The following is an 18,460-nucleotide window of genomic DNA, read 5'->3' as shown; positions in this document are numbered from 1 at the left end:
GCTCCCACAGGATGGTGCTCGGCTTTAGAAGGGCGATTGGGGGGGGCTGGCTTGCCGGTGAAGTGGCCTTGAAGACTCACATCGGCGCCGCTTGCTCCGCTGGCTTGTCCTTGTTCACCGCAGGCACATGCAGGTTGCCCTCGGCCACCTGGCCTTCGAGCTGCGGCTGCGTGACCCAGGTGAGGATGTCGTAGTAGCGGCGGATGTTGGCGACGAAATGCACCGGCTCGCCGCCCCGGGCATAACCGTACTTGGTCTTGCTGTACCACTGCTTCTGCGACAGGCGCGGCAGCATCTTCTTCACGTCCAGCCACTTGTTCGGGTTCAGGCCTTCGCGCCTGGCCAGGGTGCGGGCGTCTTCGAGGTGGCCGCTGCCGACGTTGTAGGCCGCCAGGGCGAACCAGGTGCGGTCCGGCTCCTTGATGCTGTCGTCGAGCTGGTCCTTGACCAGCATGAAGTACTTGGCGCCGCCCTGGATGCTCTGCCGGGGGTCCAGGCGGTTGGACACGCCCATGGCCTGGGCGGTGCGCTGGGTCAGCATCATCAGGCCGCGCACACCGGTCTTGGAGGTGACTTCCGGCTGCCACATCGATTCCTGGTAGCCGATCGCCGCCAGCAGCCGCCAGTCCACCTGTTCGACCTTGGAGCTGGTCTTGAAGTGTTTCTCGTACTTGGGCAGGCGTTGCTGCAGGTGCTGGGCGAAGGTGTAGGCACCGACGTAGCCCAACACATCGACATGGCCGTAGTAGCGGTCCTTCAGGCGTTGAAGCGTGCCGTTCTTCTGCGACTTGTCGAGAAATTCGTTGATCTCGTTGAGCAGGCTGTTGTCTTCGCCAGCGGCCACCGCCCAGCGCTGGTCACGGGTGTCGCCCAGGTCGAAGGCCACGCGCACGTTGGGGAAGTAGACCTGGTTCATGGCCAGCTCGTTGGAGTCGACCAGGGTCAGGTCGATCTGGCCTTCGTCGACCATGCGCAGCAGGTCGACCACTTCGACGGCGTCGGATTCTTCGTATTCCAGCCCCGGATTCTGCTTTTTCAGCTCGGCCAGCTGGTCGGCGTGGCTGCTGCCCTTGAGCACCATGATCTTCTTGCCCACCAAGCCCTTGGCATTGGTCGGGCGCGAGCGGCCGTTGCGGTAGATGACTTGCGGGGTCACCTCGAGATATGGGTGGGAGAACTTCGCCTGGCTGGCGCGGCGGTCGCTGCTGACCAGGCCGGCGGCGGCCAGTACCGGGCCGGAGGGCTTGCCCAACTGGTCGAACAATTGGTCGAGGTTGTCGGCGGTCTCGATCTCGAGCTTCACCCCCAGGTCATCGGCGAAGCGCTTGACCAGTTCGTACTCGAAACCGGTTTCGCCGTTGCGGTCCTGGAAGTAGGTGGCCGGGCTGTTGCGGGTAATCACGCGCAATACGCCATCCTCCTTGACGCGCTCGAGGGTGCTGGGTTTTTCAACGCAGGCACCGAGCATCAGGAAGAGTCCGGTTGCGAAGAGCCATTTGGCGCAACGCTGGCGCAAAGCAGTGTGGGCGAACATAGGGTGCAGTATACGCAAAGGACTGCCGGCGCCATATCTCGACAATGGTTGGCAGGTCTGCTAGCTGATACGAGCCGCAAGCCATAAGCCTCAAGCTGCAAGCAAAAGCAGGCGGCGCGCGGCTGGCTTTTTCTTGCAGCTTGAGGCTTACAGCTTGCAGCTGCTTTTTTGACCCCGGAGTCCGGTTCCACCGCCCGGCAGCATTGGCTTAGAGCGGGTGCCGAAAGCCTGCGAATTAGGCTAGAATGCACGGCCTCTAAGCACACCCCTTCCTGAGGCTGTCCCGACGATGTTGATCCTGCGCGGCGCTCCTGCCCTTTCTGCCTTTCGCCACGGTAAATTACTCGAGCAACTGAGCCAGAAAGTCCCCGCTGTTACTGGTTTGTATGCCGAATTCGCCCACTTCGCCGACGTCGACGGCGAGCTGACCGCCGACCAGCAGCAGGTGCTGGGCCGTCTGCTCAAGTACGGCCCGAGCGTGCCGGTACAGGAGCCGACCGGCCGCCTGTTCCTGGTCGTGCCGCGCCTGGGCACCATCTCGCCCTGGGCATCCAAGGCCAGCGACATCGCCCACAACTGCGGCCTGCAGTCGATCCAGCGCCTGGAGCGCGGTATCGCCTACTACGTCGCCGGTAACATCAATGACGCCGACGCCCAGGCCATCGCCGCCGAGCTGCACGACCGCATGACCCAGCGCGTGCTGGGCAAGCTGGAAGACGCCGCCGACCTGTTCAGCCACGCCCAGCCCAAGCCGATGACCTCGGTCGACATCCTGGCCGGTGGCCGCGCCGCCCTGGCCCAGGCCAACATCGACCTGGGCCTGGCCCTGGCCGAAGACGAGATCGACTACCTGGTCGCCGCCTTCCAGGGCCTTGCGCGCAACCCGAACGACATCGAACTGATGATGTTCGCCCAGGCCAACTCCGAGCACTGCCGCCACAAGATCTTCAACGCCAGCTGGGACATCGACGGCCAGGCGCAAGAGAAGAGCCTGTTCGGCATGATCAAGAACACCTACCAGATGCATAACGAAGGCGTGCTGTCGGCCTACAAGGACAACGCCTCGGTGATCGTCGGTTCGGTGGCCGGGCGCTTCTTCCCGAACCCTGAGACCCGTCAGTACGGCGCGGTACAGGAGCCGGTGCACATCCTGATGAAGGTCGAGACGCACAACCACCCGACCGCCATCGCTCCGTTCTCCGGCGCCTCCACCGGCTCTGGCGGCGAAATCCGCGACGAAGGCGCCACCGGCCGTGGTGCCAAGCCCAAGGCCGGCCTGACCGGTTTCACCGTCTCCAACCTGCGCATCCCCGGTTTCGAGCAGCCTTGGGAAAAGCCGTACGGCAAGCCCGAGCGCATCGTCGACGCCCTCGACATCATGATCGAAGGCCCGCTGGGCGGCGCCGCGTTCAACAACGAATTCGGTCGCCCGGCCCTGACCGGCTATTTCCGTACCTTCGAGCAGGGCATCAACACCCCGCACGGCGAAGAGGTGCGCGGCTACCACAAGCCGATCATGCTGGCCGGCGGCATGGGCAACATCCGTGAAGACCACGTGCAGAAGGGCGAGATCACCGTCGGCGCCAAGCTGATCGTGCTTGGCGGCCCGGCCATGCTGATCGGCCTGGGTGGCGGCGCCGCTTCGTCGGTTGCCACCGGCGCCAGCTCCGCCGACCTGGACTTCGCCTCGGTGCAGCGCGAGAACCCGGAAATGGAGCGTCGTTGCCAGGAGGTCATCGACCGCTGCTGGCAGCTGGGTGACAAGAACCCCATCGCCTTTATCCACGACGTCGGCGCTGGTGGCATTTCCAACGCCTTCCCCGAGCTGGTCAACGACGGTGGCCGTGGTGGTCGCTTCGAGCTGCGCAACGTGCCCAACGACGAGCCGGGCATGGCCCCGCACGAAATCTGGTCCAACGAATCGCAGGAGCGCTACGTGCTGGCGGTCAGCGCCGAGGACTTCGAGCGCTTCCAGGCCATCTGCGAGCGCGAGCGTTGCCCGTTCGCGGTGGTCGGCGAGGCCACCGAAGAGCCGCACCTGACCGTCACCGACAGCCACTTCGACAACACCCCGGTGGACATGCCGCTGGACGTGCTGCTGGGCAAGCCGCCGCGCATGCACCGTTCGGTCACTCGCGAAGCGGAGCTGGGCGATGAGTTCGACCCGAGCACGCTGGACCTGACCGACTCGGTCGAGCGCGTGCTGCGTCACCCGGCCGTGGCCAGCAAGAGCTTCCTGATCACCATCGGCGACCGCACCATCACCGGCCTCGTGGCCCGCGACCAGATGGTCGGCCCGTGGCAGGTACCGGTGGCCGACTGCGCCGTCACCGCCACCAGCTTCGACGTCTACACCGGCGAAGCCATGGCCATGGGCGAGCGTACCCCGCTGGCCCTGCTCGATGCCCCGGCGTCCGGGCGCATGGCAATTGGCGAAACCCTCACCAACCTGGCTGCCTCGCGCATCGAGAAGCTGTCCGACATCAAACTGTCGGCCAACTGGATGTCCGCCGCCGGCCACCCGGGCGAAGACGCCCGCCTGTACGACACCGTCAAGGCCGTCGGCATGGAGCTGTGCCCGGAACTGGGCATCACCATCCCGGTCGGTAAAGACTCGATGTCGATGAAGACCCAGTGGAGCGAAGCGGGCGAGCAGAAGAGCGTTACCTCGCCGATGTCGCTGATCATCACCGGCTTCGCCCCGGTCACCGATATCCGCAAGACCCTGACCCCGCAGCTGCGCATGGACAAGGGCGAGACCGACCTGATCCTGATCGACCTGGGCCGTGGCAAGAACCGCATGGGCGCCTCGATCCTGGCGCAGACCCACGGCAAGCTGGCTGCCCAGGCGCCGGACGTCGACGACGCCGAGGACCTCAAGGCGTTCTTCGCGGTGATCCAGGGCCTGAACGAAGACGGCCACCTGCTGGCCTACCACGACCGTTCCGACGGTGGCCTGCTGACCACCGTGCTGGAGATGGCCTTCGCCGGCCACTGCGGCCTGGATGTGGAGCTGGGCACCCTGACCAGCAAGCGCGAGAAAGTCGCGGCCATCCTCTTCAACGAAGAACTGGGCGCGGTGATCCAGGTCCGTCAGGACGCCACGCCGGATGTGCTGGCGCAGTTCAGCGCCGCAGGCCTGGGCGAGGATTGCGTCGCGGTGATCGGCCAGCCGATCAACAACGGTGAAGTGCTGATCAAGTTCGAAGGCGAAGAGCTGTTCAAGGGCGACCGTCGCCTGCTGCAGCGCCAGTGGGCCGAGACCAGCTACCAGGTTCAGCGCCTGCGCGACAACGCCGACTGCGCCGACCAGGAGTTCGACGCGCTGCTCGAGGAAGACAACCCAGGCCTCTCGGTCAAGCTCGGCTATGACGTCAACGAAGACATCGCCGCCCCGTACATCAAGAAAGGCGTGCGCCCGCAAGTGGCGATCCTGCGCGAGCAGGGCGTCAACGGCCAGGTCGAGATGGCCGCGGCCTTCGACCGCGCCGGCTTCGCCGCCGTCGACGTGCACATGAGCGACATCCTGTCGGGTCGTGTCGATTTCGAAGCGTTCAAGGGCCTGGTGGCCTGCGGCGGCTTCTCCTACGGCGACGTGCTCGGTGCCGGTGAGGGTTGGGCCAAGTCGGCGCTGTTCAACGCCCGTGCCCGCGATGCCTTCCAGGCCTTCTTCGAGCGTACCGACAGCTTCGCCCTGGGCGTGTGCAACGGTTGCCAGATGATGTCCAACCTGCACGAGCTGATCCCGGGCACCGAGTACTGGCCGCACTTCGTGCGCAACCGCTCGGAGCAGTTCGAAGCCCGTGTGGCCATGGTCGAGGTGCAGAAGTCCAACTCGATCTTCCTGCAGGGCATGGCCGGTTCGCGCATGCCGATCGCCATCGCCCACGGTGAAGGCCATGCCGAGTTCGCCAACGAAGAGGCACTGCTGGAAGCCGACCTGTCCGGTTGCGTGGCCCTGCGCTACGTCGACAACCACGGCAAGGTCACCGAAGCCTACCCGGCCAACCCGAACGGCTCGCCGCGCGGGATCACCGGCCTGACCAGCCGCGACGGCCGCGTGACCATCATGATGCCGCACCCGGAGCGTATGTTCCGCGCCGTGCAGAACTCCTGGCGCCCGGATGAGTGGCAGGAAGACGCAGCCCTGATGCGCATGTTCCGCAATGCACGTGTGTGGGTGAACTAAGGCGTGTACAAGCTCGCCTTCTTCGTCCCCGACAGCCATGTCGAAGTGGTCAAGGCCGCCGTGTTCGCCGCTGGAGGCGGGCGCATTGGCGACTATGACCACTGCGCCTGGCAGACCCTCGGCCAGGGCCAGTTCCGCCCGTTGCACGGCAGCCAGCCGTACCTCGGGCAGACCGGTCAGGTCGAGGTGGTCGAGGAGTGGAAGGTGGAGCTGGTGGTGGCTGATGCGCTGATCGCCCAGGTGGTCGCTGCGCTCAAGCAGAGCCACCCGTATGAAACACCTGCCTATGAGGTCTGGCCGCTGGCCGATTTCTAGGAAAACGTTGAATGACATCGCGGGGCAAGTCGCATCGGCGCACCGCCGCTCTCACGAAGCAAATTCGTGGGAGCGGCGGTGCGCCGATGCGACTTGCCCCGCGATGCTTTTCAGCCTTGCAAGGCGGCGCCCAGCGCAGGCGCCTTGCCACCTACCAGCAGATGCCACACGCCACCCGCCTGCGGACTCACTCCCAGGCATCCCAAGGCGGCCAGGTGATCCTGTGCCACCTTGCTCTCATCCCTGACTTGCACCCGCACCCGGCTCGAGGCCACGCACCGCGCTTCCAGCAGATTGTCGCGCCCGCCCAGGGCCTGCAGCCATTCATCCACGACGACCGCCTCGGTGACCACGGCGGTCTTCTCGGCCACCGGTGCCGTCACCCGCGCATGGGGTAGCTCACCACGGATCTCATCGGCCAGCGCATCAGCCATCGGCCCCACCACCACTTGGAGGCTGCCGCCGCTGCCAGGCCGTACCACCGCCATGGCGCCGAGGGCTTTCAAGGCCTGGTCCTGGGCCAGGCCGCGATCGGCCAGTACCAGGCGCAGGCGCGTGGTGCAGGCGTCCACCCCTTGCAGGTTGGCGGCGCCGCCCAGTGCGTCGATATAGCGCCGGGCCCTGGGCACCTCCACGCCGGCCGCCGCTTCGTTGCCGGGTTGCTCCTCGCGCCCTGGTGTCTTGAGGTCGAAGCGGCGGATACAGAAGTCGAACACGAAGTAGTAGACCACCGCATACAGCAGGCCTACAGGGAACACCAGCCAACCGTTGCTGGAGCGCCCCCAGCCCAGGGCCATGTCGATGGCGCCGCCGGAGAAGGTGAAGCCCAGGCGGATGCCCAGCAGGTCGCAGACCGCCATGGACACTCCGGTGAGCAGCGCGTGGATCAGGTACAGCAGCGGCGCGAGGAACATGAAGGCGAACTCGATCGGCTCGGTCACCCCGGTCAGCGCCGAGGTCAGTGCCATCGACAACAGCACGCCACCGATCAGCTTGCGCCGGGCTGGCAGGGCGTGGCGGTACATGGCCAGGCACGCGGCGGGCAGGCCGAAGATCATCACCGGGAACATGCCGGCCATGAACTGCCCGGCGTTCGGGTCACCGGCGAAGAAGCGCGCCAGGTCGCCGGTCACCACCTGGCCGCTGGCCGCCTGGAAGCTGCCGAAGACGAACCACACCAGGTTGTTGAGGATGTGGTGCAGGCCGGTGATGATCAGCAGGCGGTTGAGCACACCGAAGAAGAACGCGCCGATGCTGCCGCTCTCCAGCATCAGTTGGCCAAGGTCGTTGATGCCATGCTGGATCGGTGGCCAGATCAGTCCGAACAGCAGCCCGAGGAACACCGCCGACACCCCGGTGGCAATCGGCACGAAGCGCCGGCCGCCGAAGAACGCCAGGTAGTCCGGCAGCTGGATGTCCTTGAAGCGGTTGTACAGGCCACCGCCGAGCAGACCGCAGATGATTCCGGCGAGCATGCCCATGTCGATCTTCGCATCGATCACCTTCAGCGTCGCCACCAGCACCAGGTAGCCGATGGCCCCGGCCAGGCCGGCGGTGCCGTTGTTGTCGCGGGCGAAGCCCACGGCGATGCCGACGGCGAAGATCAGCGCCAGGTTGGCGAAGATCGCTTGCCCTGCGTCATGCACCAGGGCGATGTCGAGCAGGTCGGTGTCGCCCAGGCGCAGCAACAGGCCGGCGATGGGCAGGATGGCGATGGGCAGCATCAAGGCGCGGCCGAGCCGTTGCAGGCCCTGGATGAAGTGCTGGTACATGGTGCGCTCCGATTATTGTTGTAGGGCCGCGGCGGCGGCCGGTTGGGCGTGGGACTGGGCGGTGAAGTCGCGGCAGGCCTGGCGCACCGCGGCGGCGTTGGACAAGCCCAGCAGGCCTTGGCTGAAGCGGCGGCAGGCGGTGGCATCGAGCTGGCGCACCTGCGCCTTGATCTCGCCGATCTGCGGCGCGCTGACCGACAGCTCGGCCACCCCAAGCCCGACCAGCACCGGCGTGGCCAGCGGGTCGGAGGCCAGCGCGCCGCACACGCCGACCCAGCGCCCGTGCTTCGCCGCGCCCTGGCAGGTCAGCTCGATCAGGCGCAGCAAGGCGGGGTGCAAGGCATCCACCCGCGCAGCCAGGCCGGCGTGGTCGCGGTCCATGGCCAAGGTGTACTGGGACAGGTCGTTGGTGCCGATGGAGAAGAAATCGGCATGTTCGGCCAGGCGCTCGGCGAGCAGCGCCGCGGCGGGGACTTCGATCATCACCCCCAGCTCGGCGCGTTGCGCGATGCCCAGCTCGCCGGCCAGCCGGTCCAGGCGCTGGCGGATGGCGATCAGCTCGTCGACTTCGGTCACCATCGGCAGCATGATCCGGCAACGCTGTTGCGGGCTGACTTGCAGCAGCGCGCGCAACTGCTGGTCAAGCAACTCCGGGCGCACCTGGCCCAGGCGGATGCCGCGCAGGCCCAGTACCGGGTTGGCCTCGGCCGGCAGGGGCAGGTAGTCGAGCTGCTTGTCGCCGCCTACATCAATGGTACGGATGATCACCGGACGCTCGCCCATGGCATCGAGCACGGCCTGGTAGGCGCTGCGCTGCTGCGTCTCGTCCGGCGCGGTGGGGCGGTCGATGAACAGGAACTCGCTGCGCAGCAGGCCGATGCCGTCGGCGCCTTGGGCCAAGGCCTCGGCGGCCTCCTCGGCACTGGCGACATTGGCGGCGACCTCGATCACTTGGCCATCACGGGTGCGGGCGCTCTGCTGGGCGGTGGCCTGCTGGCGCTGGCGGGTTTCGCGGCGCTGTTGCACATGACGCTGCACCTCGGCCAGGCGCTGCGCATCAGCCTCGGTTTCCAGGCGGCCCTGGTCGGCGTCCAGCACCAGCGGCGTGCCGGCGGGCAACTCCAGCAGCGCTTCGCCGACGGCCACCAGGCACGGCAGGCCGCGGGCGCGGGCAAGGATGGCGACGTGCGAGGTGGCGCCGCCGGCGGCCATGCACAGCCCGGCGACCTCATGGCGGGCCAGTAGCAGCAGGTCGGAGGGCGTCAGTTCATGGGCGACGACAATGGCCGAGGGCGGCAGGCGCAGTTGCCGGGTTTCACCAAGCAAGGCCCGCAGAACACGCTGCTGCAGGTCGTACAGGTCGTTGGCGCGCTCGGCCAGCAATGGGTTGCCCAGGCTGCGCAGGATCTGGCACTGGGTATCGATGGCACGGCTCCAGGCATGGCTGGCGGCGACGCCGTTGGCGATATGCTGGCGGGCGTCGCCGAGCAGGGCCGGATCGTCGAGCAAGGCCAGGTGGGCCTCGAGGATCGCGGCCGCGTCCTCCTGGCCGCGCGGCAGGTGACGCCAGTCGCGGTCGATGGCATGGCGCACTTCGGCCAAGGCCGTGTTCAACGCCTGGTGCTGTGCGGCGGGGTCGTTGTCGCCGTTGTCGGGCGGCAGGCTGACCCCGTCCAGCCGGGCCAGTGGCCCTTGGGCCAAGCCGGGGGCGGCGCAGACACCGGTTAGCATGCCGGGCCCGGCAGCGGGCTTGGGCATGGCGGTGCCGGTCGGCGCGTGCGTGGCATGGCGCTCACCGACCGAGGCCGTCTGCACGGCGGCGATCAACGCCTGCAGTGCGACCTGGCTGTCCGGCCCGGTGCAGATCAGTTCGACTTCGGCACCTTCGCCAACACCCAGGCCCATGACCGCCACCAGGCTGTCGAGGTCGGCCTCGCGCTCGGCGAAGCGCAGCATGGCTCGGCTCTGGAAGCCTTGCGCAGTCTGGCGCAGCAAGGCGGCGGGGCGGGCGTGCAGGCCGCCGTGATGAGCGACCCGGGCATGACCGCGCGCGCTTTCATGGCTGACCGGCCGGGCATTCGCTTCACGACCCGTGGCCTCGACCTCCAGCAGCGCCGCGCCAAGTTGCGCATTACCTGCCTCCAGTCGCCTCAGGCCAAAGCCAGGGCCATTGCTGATCAGCATCACCGTAACCAGGCTGACACAGTGCTGCGCCACTTGGTCCATGTCGAAGCGCACCAGCGGCTGGCCTTGGCTGACCTGGTCGCCCAGCGCCACCAACGGCGAGAAACCACGGCCCTGCAGTTGCACGGTGTCGACACCGATATGCAGGAGGATTTCCGCGCCGTTGGTTGCGCGCAGGGTCAGCGCGTGGCCGGTGCGGGCCAGTTGCACCACCTCGCCGGCACACGGGGCGTGCAGCACGTCGTTGAGTGGGTCGATGGCGACGCCGTCACCGAGGGTGGCGCTGCTGAACACCGGGTCTGGCACTTGCTCCAGCGGCACCAGCGGCCCGGCGAGCGGGGCATGGAGGATGATCTTGTTATTGTCGGGCATGCGCTGTTCCTCGCGGCTTCACTGCGTGCAGGTCACTTTGCTCAGGTGGCGCGGCTGATCGGGGTCGAGGCCACGGGCCTCGGCCAGGGCCGCGGCCATGACGTAGAAGCTCTGGATTGCCAGCAGCGGGTCCAGGGCCGGGTGTTCGGCGCAGCTCAGGGTGAGGTCGCGCCCGGCGATATCGGCCGGCGCCGCCAGCAGCACATGAGCGCCGCGCTGGCGCATGTCGGCGGCCAGTTGCAGCAGGCCGGCCTGCTCGACGCCGCGCGGGGCGAACACCAGCAGCGGGTACTGGGCGTCGATCAGCGCCATGGGGCCGTGGCGCACCTCGGCGCTGCTGAAGGCCTCGGCCTGGATCACCGAGGTTTCCTTGAGCTTGAGCGCCGCTTCCTGGGCGATGGCAAAGCCGGCGCCACGGCCGATCACCATCAGCCGTTCGGCATCGCGCAAGGTGGCGAGGGCCGGGCTCCAGTCCTGGGCGGCGGCTTCACGCAATTGCGCGGGCAGGGCAAGGCCGGCTGCCAGCAGGGCGCGGTCCTGGCCCCAATGGGCGACCAGGCGGGCGCTGGCGCTCAGGGTGGCGACGAAGCTCTTGGTCGCCGCCACCGACAGCTCGGGGCCGGCGCCCAGCGGCAGGTGGTGCTGGCAGGCCTGCTCCAGCGGCGAGCCCTCGGCATTGACCAGCGACACGGTGGTCGCGCCGCACTGGTTCAGGCGACGCAGGCTGTCGACCAGGTCCGGGCTCTGCCCCGACTGCGAGAAGCCCAGCGCCACCTGGCCGCGCACCCGCAGCGGCGCCTGCTGCAAGGTCACCACCGACATCGGCAGCGAGGCCACTGGCAGGCCGAGTTGCTGCATGGCGACATAGGCGAAGTAACTGGCGGCGTGATCCGAACTGCCGCGGGCCACGGTCAGCGCCACTTGCGGGTCGAGCCGGCGCAGCTGTTCGCTCAGGGTTTCCAGGCGCGGGTCCAGCGCCTGGTTCTGTCGTTCGACGACATCGGCGCAGCTGCGGGCTTCTTCGAGCATCCTTGAGCTCATGCGGTTTCTCCTTCGACCATCACGGCGGTCAGGTTCAGTTGGCGATCGAGCAGCACCGCGTCGGCCCAGGCGCCTGGTTGCAGGCGGCCACGGTCTGCGATACCGAGGTAATCGGCGGGGTAGCGGGACAGGCGCGCGGAGGCCTCGGCCAGGGGCAGGCCGATCTTCACCAGGTTGCGCAGGGCCTGGTCCATGGTCAGGGTGCTGCCGGCCAGGGTGCCGTCGGGCAGGCGCACGCCGCCCAGGCACTTGGTCACGGTGTGGCTGCCCAGGCGGTATTCGCCGTCGGGCATGCCGGCGGCGGCAGTGGAGTCGGTGACGCAGTACAGGCACGGGATCGCGCGCAGGGCCACCTTGATCGCCCCGGGGTGCACGTGCAGCAGGTCGGGGATCAGCTCGGCGTAGCGGGCGTGGGCCAGGGCCGCGCCGACGATGCCCGGCTCGCGGTGGTGCAGCGGGCTCATGGCGTTGTACAGGTGGGTGAAGCTGCTGGCGCCGGCTTCCAGCGCCGCCACGCCTTCCTCGTAGCTGCCCAGGGTGTGGCCGATCTGCAGGCGGATGCCGCGCTGGCTCAAGGCCTGGATCAGCGGCAGGTGCCCGGCGATTTCCGGGGCGATGGTGATGACCTTGATCGGTGCCAGGGCCAGGTATTCCTCGACCTCGTCGAGTAGCGCCTGGTGGGCGAAGTTCGGCTGTGCGCCGAGCTTGCCGGGATTGATGTACGGGCCTTCCAGATGCACGCCGAGAATGCGCGCGCCCTGGCGCGGTTGCTTGAGGTGCGCGCCCAGTTCGCCCAGCACGCTGGCCAGTTCCTCGCGTGGTGCGGTCATGGTAGTGGCCAGCAGCGAGGTGGTGCCGAAGCGCCGATGGGTGCGGGCGATGGTGGCGAAGGCCTCACCGCCTTGCATGATGTCGCTGCCCCCGCCGCCGTGCACATGCAGGTCGATGAAACCGGGCAACAGGTAGGGCAGGTCGTTGGTCAGCGGGTCGCACGGCGTGCCCTCGATGGCCTGTATGCGGCCGTTTTCGAGGTGCAGTTGTCCGCGCACCCAGCCGTCGGGGGTGAGGATGTTGGCGATGTCCATGGGGGCTCCGGTCAGCGTCGCAGTTCGGCGACGAAGTCGTAGTAGTCGTTGCGGCAGTAGGTGTCGGTCAGCTCGATGGCGGTGTTGTCGTCGAGGTAGCCGATGCGGGTCATCAGCAGCATGGCGGTGCCGGGGGCGATGCCCACCTGGGCGGCCAGTTCGTCGCTGGCGTTGATCGCGCGGATATGTTGCAGGGCGCGGACCACCGGGCGGCCGAGTTGGTCGAGGTGCTGGTACAGCGAATCGCCGATGGCCTGCGGGTCGCCGAGCAGGCGGGCGGGCAGGGTGCTGACCTCCACCGCCATGACGATGTCGTCGGCCTTGCGCAGGCGCTTGAGGTGGGCCACCTGGTCGGTGGGCGACAGGCCGAGGCGGATCAGTTCGTCGCTGCTCGGCGTGCCGATGCTGCGCTCCAGCCACTGCGAGCTGGGCACGAAGCCTTTCATGCGCAGCATTTCGCTGAAGCTCGACAGGCGTGACAGGGGTTGTTCGAGGCGTGGCGTGATGAAGGTACCGGAGCCCTGGATGCGCTGGATCAGGCCTTGTTCGAGCAGGACTTCCAGGGCCTTGCGCGCGGTGACCCGGGAGATGTCCAGGGTTTCGCTGAGGGTGCGCTCCGAGGGCAGGGCCTGGTCGGCGGTCCACTGGCCGGCATGGATGGCCTGCTCCAGGTTGCGTGCCAGCTGCAGGTAGAGCGGGGTGGCGCTGGTGTCGTCGGGGCGCAGGGCGGTTAGAGGACGCATGGGCGGTGTCCGGTATTGTTGTGGGATGAAAATTAATACCACTTTAATACCAGGTCAATACCACTGGTCTGGATTGGTGTACCTGATCAGATGGCTGGGGCCGCTTCACGACCCTTTCGTCGCGGTTCGTCGCCACGACAAGCCGGCTGTCCCAGAGTCAACCCCAGCTTGCTTTTTGTGGGAGCCGGCTTGCCGGCGAAAGGGCTGCTTAGCAGCCCCAGCGTCCTGTCAGATATTTCCGAACCTGAAACCAAATGCTTCAGCCAGAAAAGCTTGGGAACTATCCTACGTGCTTGCCGGAAGCTGCTGCGTTGTCGGGGAAAGACCCCGGGGATAACTTCACCGGGTCGCCAGATTTGGTGACCAGGGCGTGAGAATCCTGGAGTACAAGTTTTTCGGCAGTCCCTTCATGGCAGCCGTGCACGGGCAGACTTCGGTCTGACCGGGTTTCTTGTGCCCCGGATTCTCACCCCGTTCATGGCTGCCACCTTAATCGGGCGTGAGAGTCCGTATAACGAAGATCGCTGCTCTGCCATGGCAGCCGTAGGCGGGCAGGCCTTGCCTGATCGGTTTTCTTCGTGACCGGTTCTCACTCCGAGTACGGCTGCCACCCGACCAAGTAATGGCTCCTGCCTTTTACTCCGCCCGCCGCACCAACCCACACGCCAGCAATCCCACCTCGAACAGCACCCACATCGGCACCGCCAGCATGGTCTGGGAAAACACATCCGGCGGCGTCAGGATCATCCCCACCACGAAGCAGCCGACGATCACATAAGGCCGGCTGCGTCGCAGCGTGGCCACGTCGGTCAGCCCCGCCCAGACCACGATGAAGGTCGCCACCGGGATCTCGAAGGCCAGGCCGAACGCCAAAAACAGCGCCAGGATGAAGTCCAGGTACAGGCCGATGTCGGTCATCATCGCCACCCCGTCCGGGGTCACGCTGGCGAAGAAACCGAACATCATCGGGAACACCAGGAAGAACGCGAACGCCATGCCGCCGTAGAACAGCACGATGCTCGACACCAGCAGGGGCAGGGCGATGCGCCGTTCACGGCGGTACAGCCCCGGGGCGATGAAGCCCCAGGCCTGGTGCAGCAGCAGCGGCATGGCGACGAACAGCGCGCACATCGCCGTCAGCTTGAACGGCGCAAGAAACGGCGAGGTGACGCTGGTGGCGATCATGCTGGCGCCTTCGGGGAGGTAACGGCGCAGCGGTTCGGAAATGTGCGTGTACAGCGTCTGGGCAAAGGGGAACAGCCCGCAGAACACCAGCGCGATCACCAGCAGGCAGCGCACCAGGCGCTTGCGCAGGTCGCGCAGGTGATCGGTCAGTGGCATGCGCGTCGCCTGGTCGAGAGCGAGGGGCATCAAGCGCTCTCCTTGGCATGGGCGACTGGTGTCGGGTCATTGGCCGGCGTCGCGTCGAGCTGGATGCCCTGGCGCAGCTCCTGCTCCAGGCGCTGCAACGGCGCGGCATCCAGGGCGGGCATGTCGATCTCCCGTTCCACCTGCGCCTTCAACGCATTCAGTGCCCGACGGGCCTGGCCCAGCCCACGGCCCAGGGTCCGCGCCGCCACCGGCAGGCGCTCGGGGCCGAGCACCAGCAGCGCGACGATGCCCACCAACAGCAGTTCGGTGAAGCCGATCTCGAACATCAGGCCTGACGATCCGTTTGCGTCTGCTGCACCGGCTGATTGTTCAGCACCTGCGGCTTTTGCTCGACAGTGTTGTCGGCAGTGCCGCCCATGGACTTGCGAAAGCCCTGGATCGCCTCGCCGACATCACCGCCCAGCCCCTTGAGACGCTTGGTGCCGAACAGCAGGAAGACGATCAACAGCACGATCACCAATTGCCAGATTCCAATGCCACCCATGTAAGACCACTCCTGTCAGGTCAAAGAAAAAGGAAGGCCAATCCTGCCCTGCGCAGATGACGGGCACATGACTGCCATCTGCCTGCAACAACTGGCGTGTTGACTGGCGCTTTTCAGCGGCCACGGGAAGACAGGGATGGGGCGCAGGCGACAACAGGGCGCGGCACTGCTGATGGTGCTGGTGGTACTGGCGATGCTCGCAGCGGGGCTGGCCTGGCTGGTGGAGGATGGCCGGCGCCAGGTGGACGCGGTGCGGCTGCTGCACCAGCGGGTGCAGGTGCGGGCCATGGAGCAGGCGGGGCTGGCCTACGCCTCCCAGGCCCTGCGTGATCCGGCCTGGCGCGCCAGCCCGCTGTTCTGGCAGGCCCTGCGTGGGCAGCCGCTGGCCTATGATTCTGGTGCCGGCAAGGCACAGTTGCGGGTGATCGACCAGCACAGCTGCTTCAACGTCAACGCCCTGCTGGGGGAGGATGGCCCACGGGCCGAGCGCCAGTTGCGCCAGCTGTTGGGCGATGACATGGCTGCAGAACGGCTGGTCGATGCCCTGGCCGACTGGCTGGATGCCGACAGCGATGCCCGCCTGCAGGGCGCCGAGAGCGCCCAGTACCTGCGCCAGCAACCACCGCGACTGGCGGCCAACCAGCCGATGCTCGACACCAGTGAGCTCAACCTGCTGCTGGAGCCGGACAGTGGTCGGCAAGGCCGCTATCGAATGCTCTGCGCGCTGCCGTCGACCAGCGGCTGGCGGCTCAATGCCAATGCCCTGGGGTTGGAGCATCTGCCGTTGCTGGAGGCGATGTACGAAGGACGGTTTTCCCGTTCGATGCTCAGCCGTGTGATCAGTGGCCGCCCGGCGGCCGGGTATGTCGATGCCGCGGCCTTGCGCCAGGCGCTGGGGGCGGTGGATGACGAGACCTTCGCCCGGCTAAGCGAAGGGTTGCTGCTCAACAGCGGCCATTTCGTCCTGCAGCTGTCGTTCGAGGAAGAGGGGCGCACGCTGCGCAGCCAGTTCCAGATCGAGGCGCTGGGCGTGGTGCAATGGCATGCGCGGGTGCCGGCGCAGCAGGTGCGGGTCAGGGGCAGGGAGGCGGTGGCCTGGTAGAAAAAATCGCGGGGCAAGTCGCATCGGCGTACCGATGCGACTTGTCCCGCGATTGAGGTGAAAGCTGATCGATCAGACGGTGCCGATCTCCCCGCCATCATTACGCTGGATCACCACCGTCGAAGCCCGTGGCCGCACCGAGGTGCCGGCCGGCGTGACGTCGGTGGCCTTGTCGGTGCTTGGCCAGTTGTCCGGGTGCTGGATGTTGACGAACATGGTCTTGTTGTCCGGGGTGAAGGCAATCCCCGTCACCTCGCAGCCATTCGGCCCGACGAAGAAGCGGCGCAGGTCCACCTGGTTGGTGGCGTTGACCGGGACCTGCTTGCCGTTGGCGTCCACCAGGTCGGTGGGGATCACTGCCAGCACCTGGTCGTTGGTGTAGCTGGTCAGGGTGGCTTCGCCGTTGTCGGTCTCGAACCACAGTACGCCGCGGCTATCGAAGCTCATGCCGTCGGGGCTGGCGAACTGGTTCAGTTCGGTCAGGCCCGAGCGGTTGATGTCTGGCGCACCGGCGGCGTTGGCGCCGAACACGAAGATGTCCCAGGTGAAGGTCTTGTGGTCGTCGCTGTCGTGCCAGCGGATGATGTGGCCGTGGCGGTTCGGCCCGCGCGGGTTGGCCGCGTCGACCTTGGCCGCGGTGCGCGCGCTGTTGTTGGTCAGGGTCAGGTAGACATCGCCGTTGAGCGGGTTGACGGCGGTCCACTCGGGGCGGTCCATGGGCGTGGCGCCCACGGCGTCGGCAGCGCCACGGGTGTTGAGGATGATGCCCGGCAGGTCGCCGAACTGCGCGCCCAGGGTGCTGCCGGCGGTGGTGGGGGTGGCCACGTCGAGCAGCAGCCAGGCGCCGGTGCCGTTGGCATCGAAGCGGGCGACATACAGCTTGCCTTTGTCCATGTACTTGGCGCCGGTGGCCAGGCGGTCGGCCGGATTGGCGTCGGCCGGGTCCCACAGCGCGTCGGAGACGAACTTGTACAGGTATTCGTTGTTGGAGTCGTCGCCGGTGTACCAGACCAGCGGCTTGCCGGCCACCGGCAGGCCCGGGCAGCAGCCTTCGTGGCGGAAGCGGCCCAGGGCGGTGCGCTTCACCGCCAGGGTGTTGTTGGTGTACGGGTCGATCTCGACAATGTAGCCATAGGTGCTGGCTTCGTTGCGGAAGTCGTCGGTGGCGCTGGCGCCGCTGGGGGTGATGTTGAAGCGGGCGAATTCGCCGGCCACTTCGCTGGCATCACCCGCCGCGGTTTCCCACTTGTACTGGCCGCTGCTCGAAGAGACGCCGATACGCACCTGGTCGGCCGGGCGCACACCCTTGTTGACGAAGATGCCGGGCCAGTTCTCCTCGCAGGTCAGGTAGGTGCCCCACGGGGTGTAGCCGTTGCCGCAGTTGTTGTTGGTGCCGCGGCACTGGGTGCCGGTGGGCGAGAACTTGGTCTTGACGTGGTCGGTGCCGCGCATCGGGCCTGCGATATCCATCAGCGAGACGGTGGTGAAGCGGCGGTTGAGCGGGTCGTTGTCGACCACCTGCCAGCGCCCGGCGACCTTGCTGATGCGCACCACGCCGGCGCCATGGGCGTTGATTTCCTTGCGCACCTCTTCGACCGGGCGCTTGCCGGCGACGGTGGTGGGGCCGGCCGGGTGCAGGGCGGCGGTGTCGATGTATTCAAAGTTGATCGCCAGCAGGCCATCGCTGGAGCTGCCGTTGATGGGGAAGAAGTGCATGCCGTCGTGGTGCATGCCCATGGCGTTGGCCTGGTCGGTGGAGGTGTTGCTGCCGTCGGCCTTCCATGGGTTGGCGGTGGCGTTCAGCGGCGTGCCCCAAGGGGCCAGCACGTAGGCGCTGTAGCCGGCGGCGACCACGCAGGCGTCGGTGCGCGAGCCGGCGATGGAGTTGAAGCCCAGCTTGAGTTTGGGTTTCTCCGGCTGCGGCGCTGGATCGTCGTGATCCGAGCCGCCGCCGCTGTCGAAGCAACCGGTCAGGCCGGCACCGGCGATCATGGCGATGGCCGCGCCGAGGCTGCCGCGCACCACGGAGCGACGGCTCAGGTAAGTGTCCATGACACTGGCCATCGGCAGGTTGCCGCTCTGGTTGCGGTCCAGGTTATCGCCGGTATCTCGACTCATCAGGGTGTCCTTTTTTTGGCTGAGTTGAAGGAAACCGCGACTGTAGAGGGCAAGTATGATGATTGATTGTCAGATTTGTTAAAGAGCCTTTAAAACTCACCGCTATTACTAAAGCGTTAACTTGCGTTG

At 66.9% G+C, this 18,460-nt stretch carries 13 protein-coding genes; 3 read left to right on the top strand and 10 right to left on the bottom strand.

Features of this window, described 5'->3' with window-relative positions; all coding sequences use genetic code 11:
- Positions 1-76: 76 nt before the first annotated feature.
- A complete protein-coding gene (gene mltF / locus AC3WL2_RS15205) occupies positions 77-1,534 on the bottom strand; it encodes a membrane-bound lytic murein transglycosylase MltF (RefSeq protein ID WP_102682936.1) in 1,458 nt (485 codons plus the stop codon).
- A gap of 289 nt (positions 1,535-1,823) precedes the next feature.
- Between mltF and purL the strand changes: the two genes are divergently transcribed.
- Both purL and AC3WL2_RS15195 read left to right on the top strand, forming a co-directional pair.
- Entirely contained in the window at positions 1,824-5,723 is a 3,900-nt protein-coding gene (gene purL / locus AC3WL2_RS15200) for a phosphoribosylformylglycinamidine synthase (RefSeq protein WP_102682935.1), read from the top strand.
- Between the two features lie 3 nt (positions 5,724-5,726).
- Positions 5,727-6,038 (top strand): YqfO family protein, encoded by a 312-nt coding sequence (locus tag AC3WL2_RS15195; protein ID WP_023632229.1) that lies wholly within the window; start codon positions 5,727-5,729, stop codon positions 6,036-6,038.
- 110 nt (positions 6,039-6,148) lie between these two features.
- Here AC3WL2_RS15195 and nagE read toward each other — a convergent pair whose 3' ends face one another.
- The 8 genes from nagE to tatA all read right to left on the bottom strand — a co-directional run bounded on the left by nagE (position 6,149) and on the right by tatA (position 15,111).
- Positions 6,149-7,810, bottom strand: coding sequence for an N-acetylglucosamine-specific PTS transporter subunit IIBC (nagE, locus tag AC3WL2_RS15190; RefSeq protein ID WP_102682934.1), 1,662 nt, complete (start codon positions 7,808-7,810; stop codon positions 6,149-6,151).
- Positions 7,811-7,822: 12 nt separating this feature from the next.
- Positions 7,823-10,366 carry a phosphoenolpyruvate--protein phosphotransferase gene (ptsP, locus tag AC3WL2_RS15185; protein ID WP_102682933.1) on the bottom strand — a complete coding sequence of 848 codons (2,544 nt, stop codon included), beginning with the start codon at positions 10,364-10,366 and terminating at the stop codon, positions 7,823-7,825.
- Between the two features lie 18 nt (positions 10,367-10,384).
- Positions 10,385-11,407: an SIS domain-containing protein gene (locus tag AC3WL2_RS15180; protein WP_102682932.1), complete on the bottom strand. Its 1,023-nt coding sequence runs from the start codon at positions 11,405-11,407 to the stop codon at positions 10,385-10,387.
- Positions 11,404-12,492: an N-acetylglucosamine-6-phosphate deacetylase gene (gene nagA, locus AC3WL2_RS15175; protein WP_102682931.1), complete on the bottom strand. Its 1,089-nt coding sequence runs from the start codon at positions 12,490-12,492 to the stop codon at positions 11,404-11,406. Before nagA ends, AC3WL2_RS15180 begins: the two co-directional genes overlap by 4 nt.
- Before the next feature lie 11 nt (positions 12,493-12,503).
- Positions 12,504-13,235 (bottom strand): GntR family transcriptional regulator, encoded by a 732-nt coding sequence (locus tag AC3WL2_RS15170; RefSeq protein WP_038706720.1) that lies wholly within the window; start codon positions 13,233-13,235, stop codon positions 12,504-12,506.
- Positions 13,236-13,871: 636 nt separating this feature from the next.
- Positions 13,872-14,606, bottom strand: a complete 735-nt coding sequence (gene tatC, locus AC3WL2_RS15165; protein ID WP_102682930.1) for a twin-arginine translocase subunit TatC — start codon at positions 14,604-14,606, stop codon at positions 13,872-13,874.
- The gene (tatB, locus tag AC3WL2_RS15160) at positions 14,606-14,893 is read right to left on the bottom strand and encodes a Sec-independent protein translocase protein TatB (protein WP_046854344.1); all 288 of its coding nucleotides are present in this window, start codon (positions 14,891-14,893) and stop codon (positions 14,606-14,608) included. The genes tatC and tatB overlap by 1 nt, the downstream gene beginning before the upstream one ends.
- Complete coding sequence (tatA, locus tag AC3WL2_RS15155; protein ID WP_102682929.1) at positions 14,893-15,111, bottom strand: twin-arginine translocase TatA/TatE family subunit; 219 nt, start codon at positions 15,109-15,111, stop codon at positions 14,893-14,895. The genes tatB and tatA overlap by 1 nt, the downstream gene beginning before the upstream one ends.
- A 136-nt stretch (positions 15,112-15,247) precedes the next feature.
- On the opposite strand from tatA, the gene gspK reads away from it, so the two are divergent.
- The gene (gene gspK, locus AC3WL2_RS15150) at positions 15,248-16,213 is read left to right on the top strand and encodes a type II secretion system minor pseudopilin GspK (protein WP_102682928.1); all 966 of its coding nucleotides are present in this window, start codon (positions 15,248-15,250) and stop codon (positions 16,211-16,213) included.
- A gap of 72 nt (positions 16,214-16,285) precedes the next feature.
- On the opposite strand, the gene AC3WL2_RS15145 is transcribed toward gspK, so the two are convergent.
- Positions 16,286-18,331 carry a PhoX family protein gene (locus AC3WL2_RS15145; protein WP_102682927.1) on the bottom strand — a complete coding sequence of 682 codons (2,046 nt, stop codon included), beginning with the start codon at positions 18,329-18,331 and terminating at the stop codon, positions 16,286-16,288.
- Between the last annotated feature and the right edge of the window lie 129 nt (positions 18,332-18,460).

This window comes from Pseudomonas sp. FW305-96 (assembly GCF_058783825.1).
Note: the sequence above shows the minus strand (reverse complement) of the source record. Positions and strands in the feature narration are given on the sequence as shown.

What these genes read in the sequence shown, in the direction of transcription:
- mltF (WP_102682936.1), bottom strand. Translation starts at nt 1,534, where the DNA reads ATGTTCGCCCACACTGCTTTGCGCCAGCGTTGCGCCAAATGGCTCTTC.
- purL (WP_102682935.1), top strand. Translation starts at nt 1,824, where the DNA reads ATGTTGATCCTGCGCGGCGCTCCTGCCCTTTCTGCCTTTCGCCACGGT.
- nagE (WP_102682934.1), bottom strand. Translation starts at nt 7,810, where the DNA reads ATGTACCAGCACTTCATCCAGGGCCTGCAACGGCTCGGCCGCGCCTTG.
- ptsP (WP_102682933.1), bottom strand. Translation starts at nt 10,366, where the DNA reads ATGCCCGACAATAACAAGATCATCCTCCATGCCCCGCTCGCCGGGCCG.
- AC3WL2_RS15180 (WP_102682932.1), bottom strand. Translation starts at nt 11,407, where the DNA reads ATGAGCTCAAGGATGCTCGAAGAAGCCCGCAGCTGCGCCGATGTCGTC.
- nagA (WP_102682931.1), bottom strand. Translation starts at nt 12,492, where the DNA reads ATGGACATCGCCAACATCCTCACCCCCGACGGCTGGGTGCGCGGACAA.
- AC3WL2_RS15170 (WP_038706720.1), bottom strand. Translation starts at nt 13,235, where the DNA reads ATGCGTCCTCTAACCGCCCTGCGCCCCGACGACACCAGCGCCACCCCG.
- tatC (WP_102682930.1), bottom strand. Translation starts at nt 14,606, where the DNA reads ATGCCCCTCGCTCTCGACCAGGCGACGCGCATGCCACTGACCGATCAC.
- tatB (WP_046854344.1), bottom strand. Translation starts at nt 14,893, where the DNA reads ATGTTCGAGATCGGCTTCACCGAACTGCTGTTGGTGGGCATCGTCGCG.
- tatA (WP_102682929.1), bottom strand. Translation starts at nt 15,111, where the DNA reads ATGGGTGGCATTGGAATCTGGCAATTGGTGATCGTGCTGTTGATCGTC.
- gspK (WP_102682928.1), top strand. Translation starts at nt 15,248, where the DNA reads ATGGGGCGCAGGCGACAACAGGGCGCGGCACTGCTGATGGTGCTGGTG.
- AC3WL2_RS15145 (WP_102682927.1), bottom strand. Translation starts at nt 18,331, where the DNA reads ATGAGTCGAGATACCGGCGATAACCTGGACCGCAACCAGAGCGGCAAC.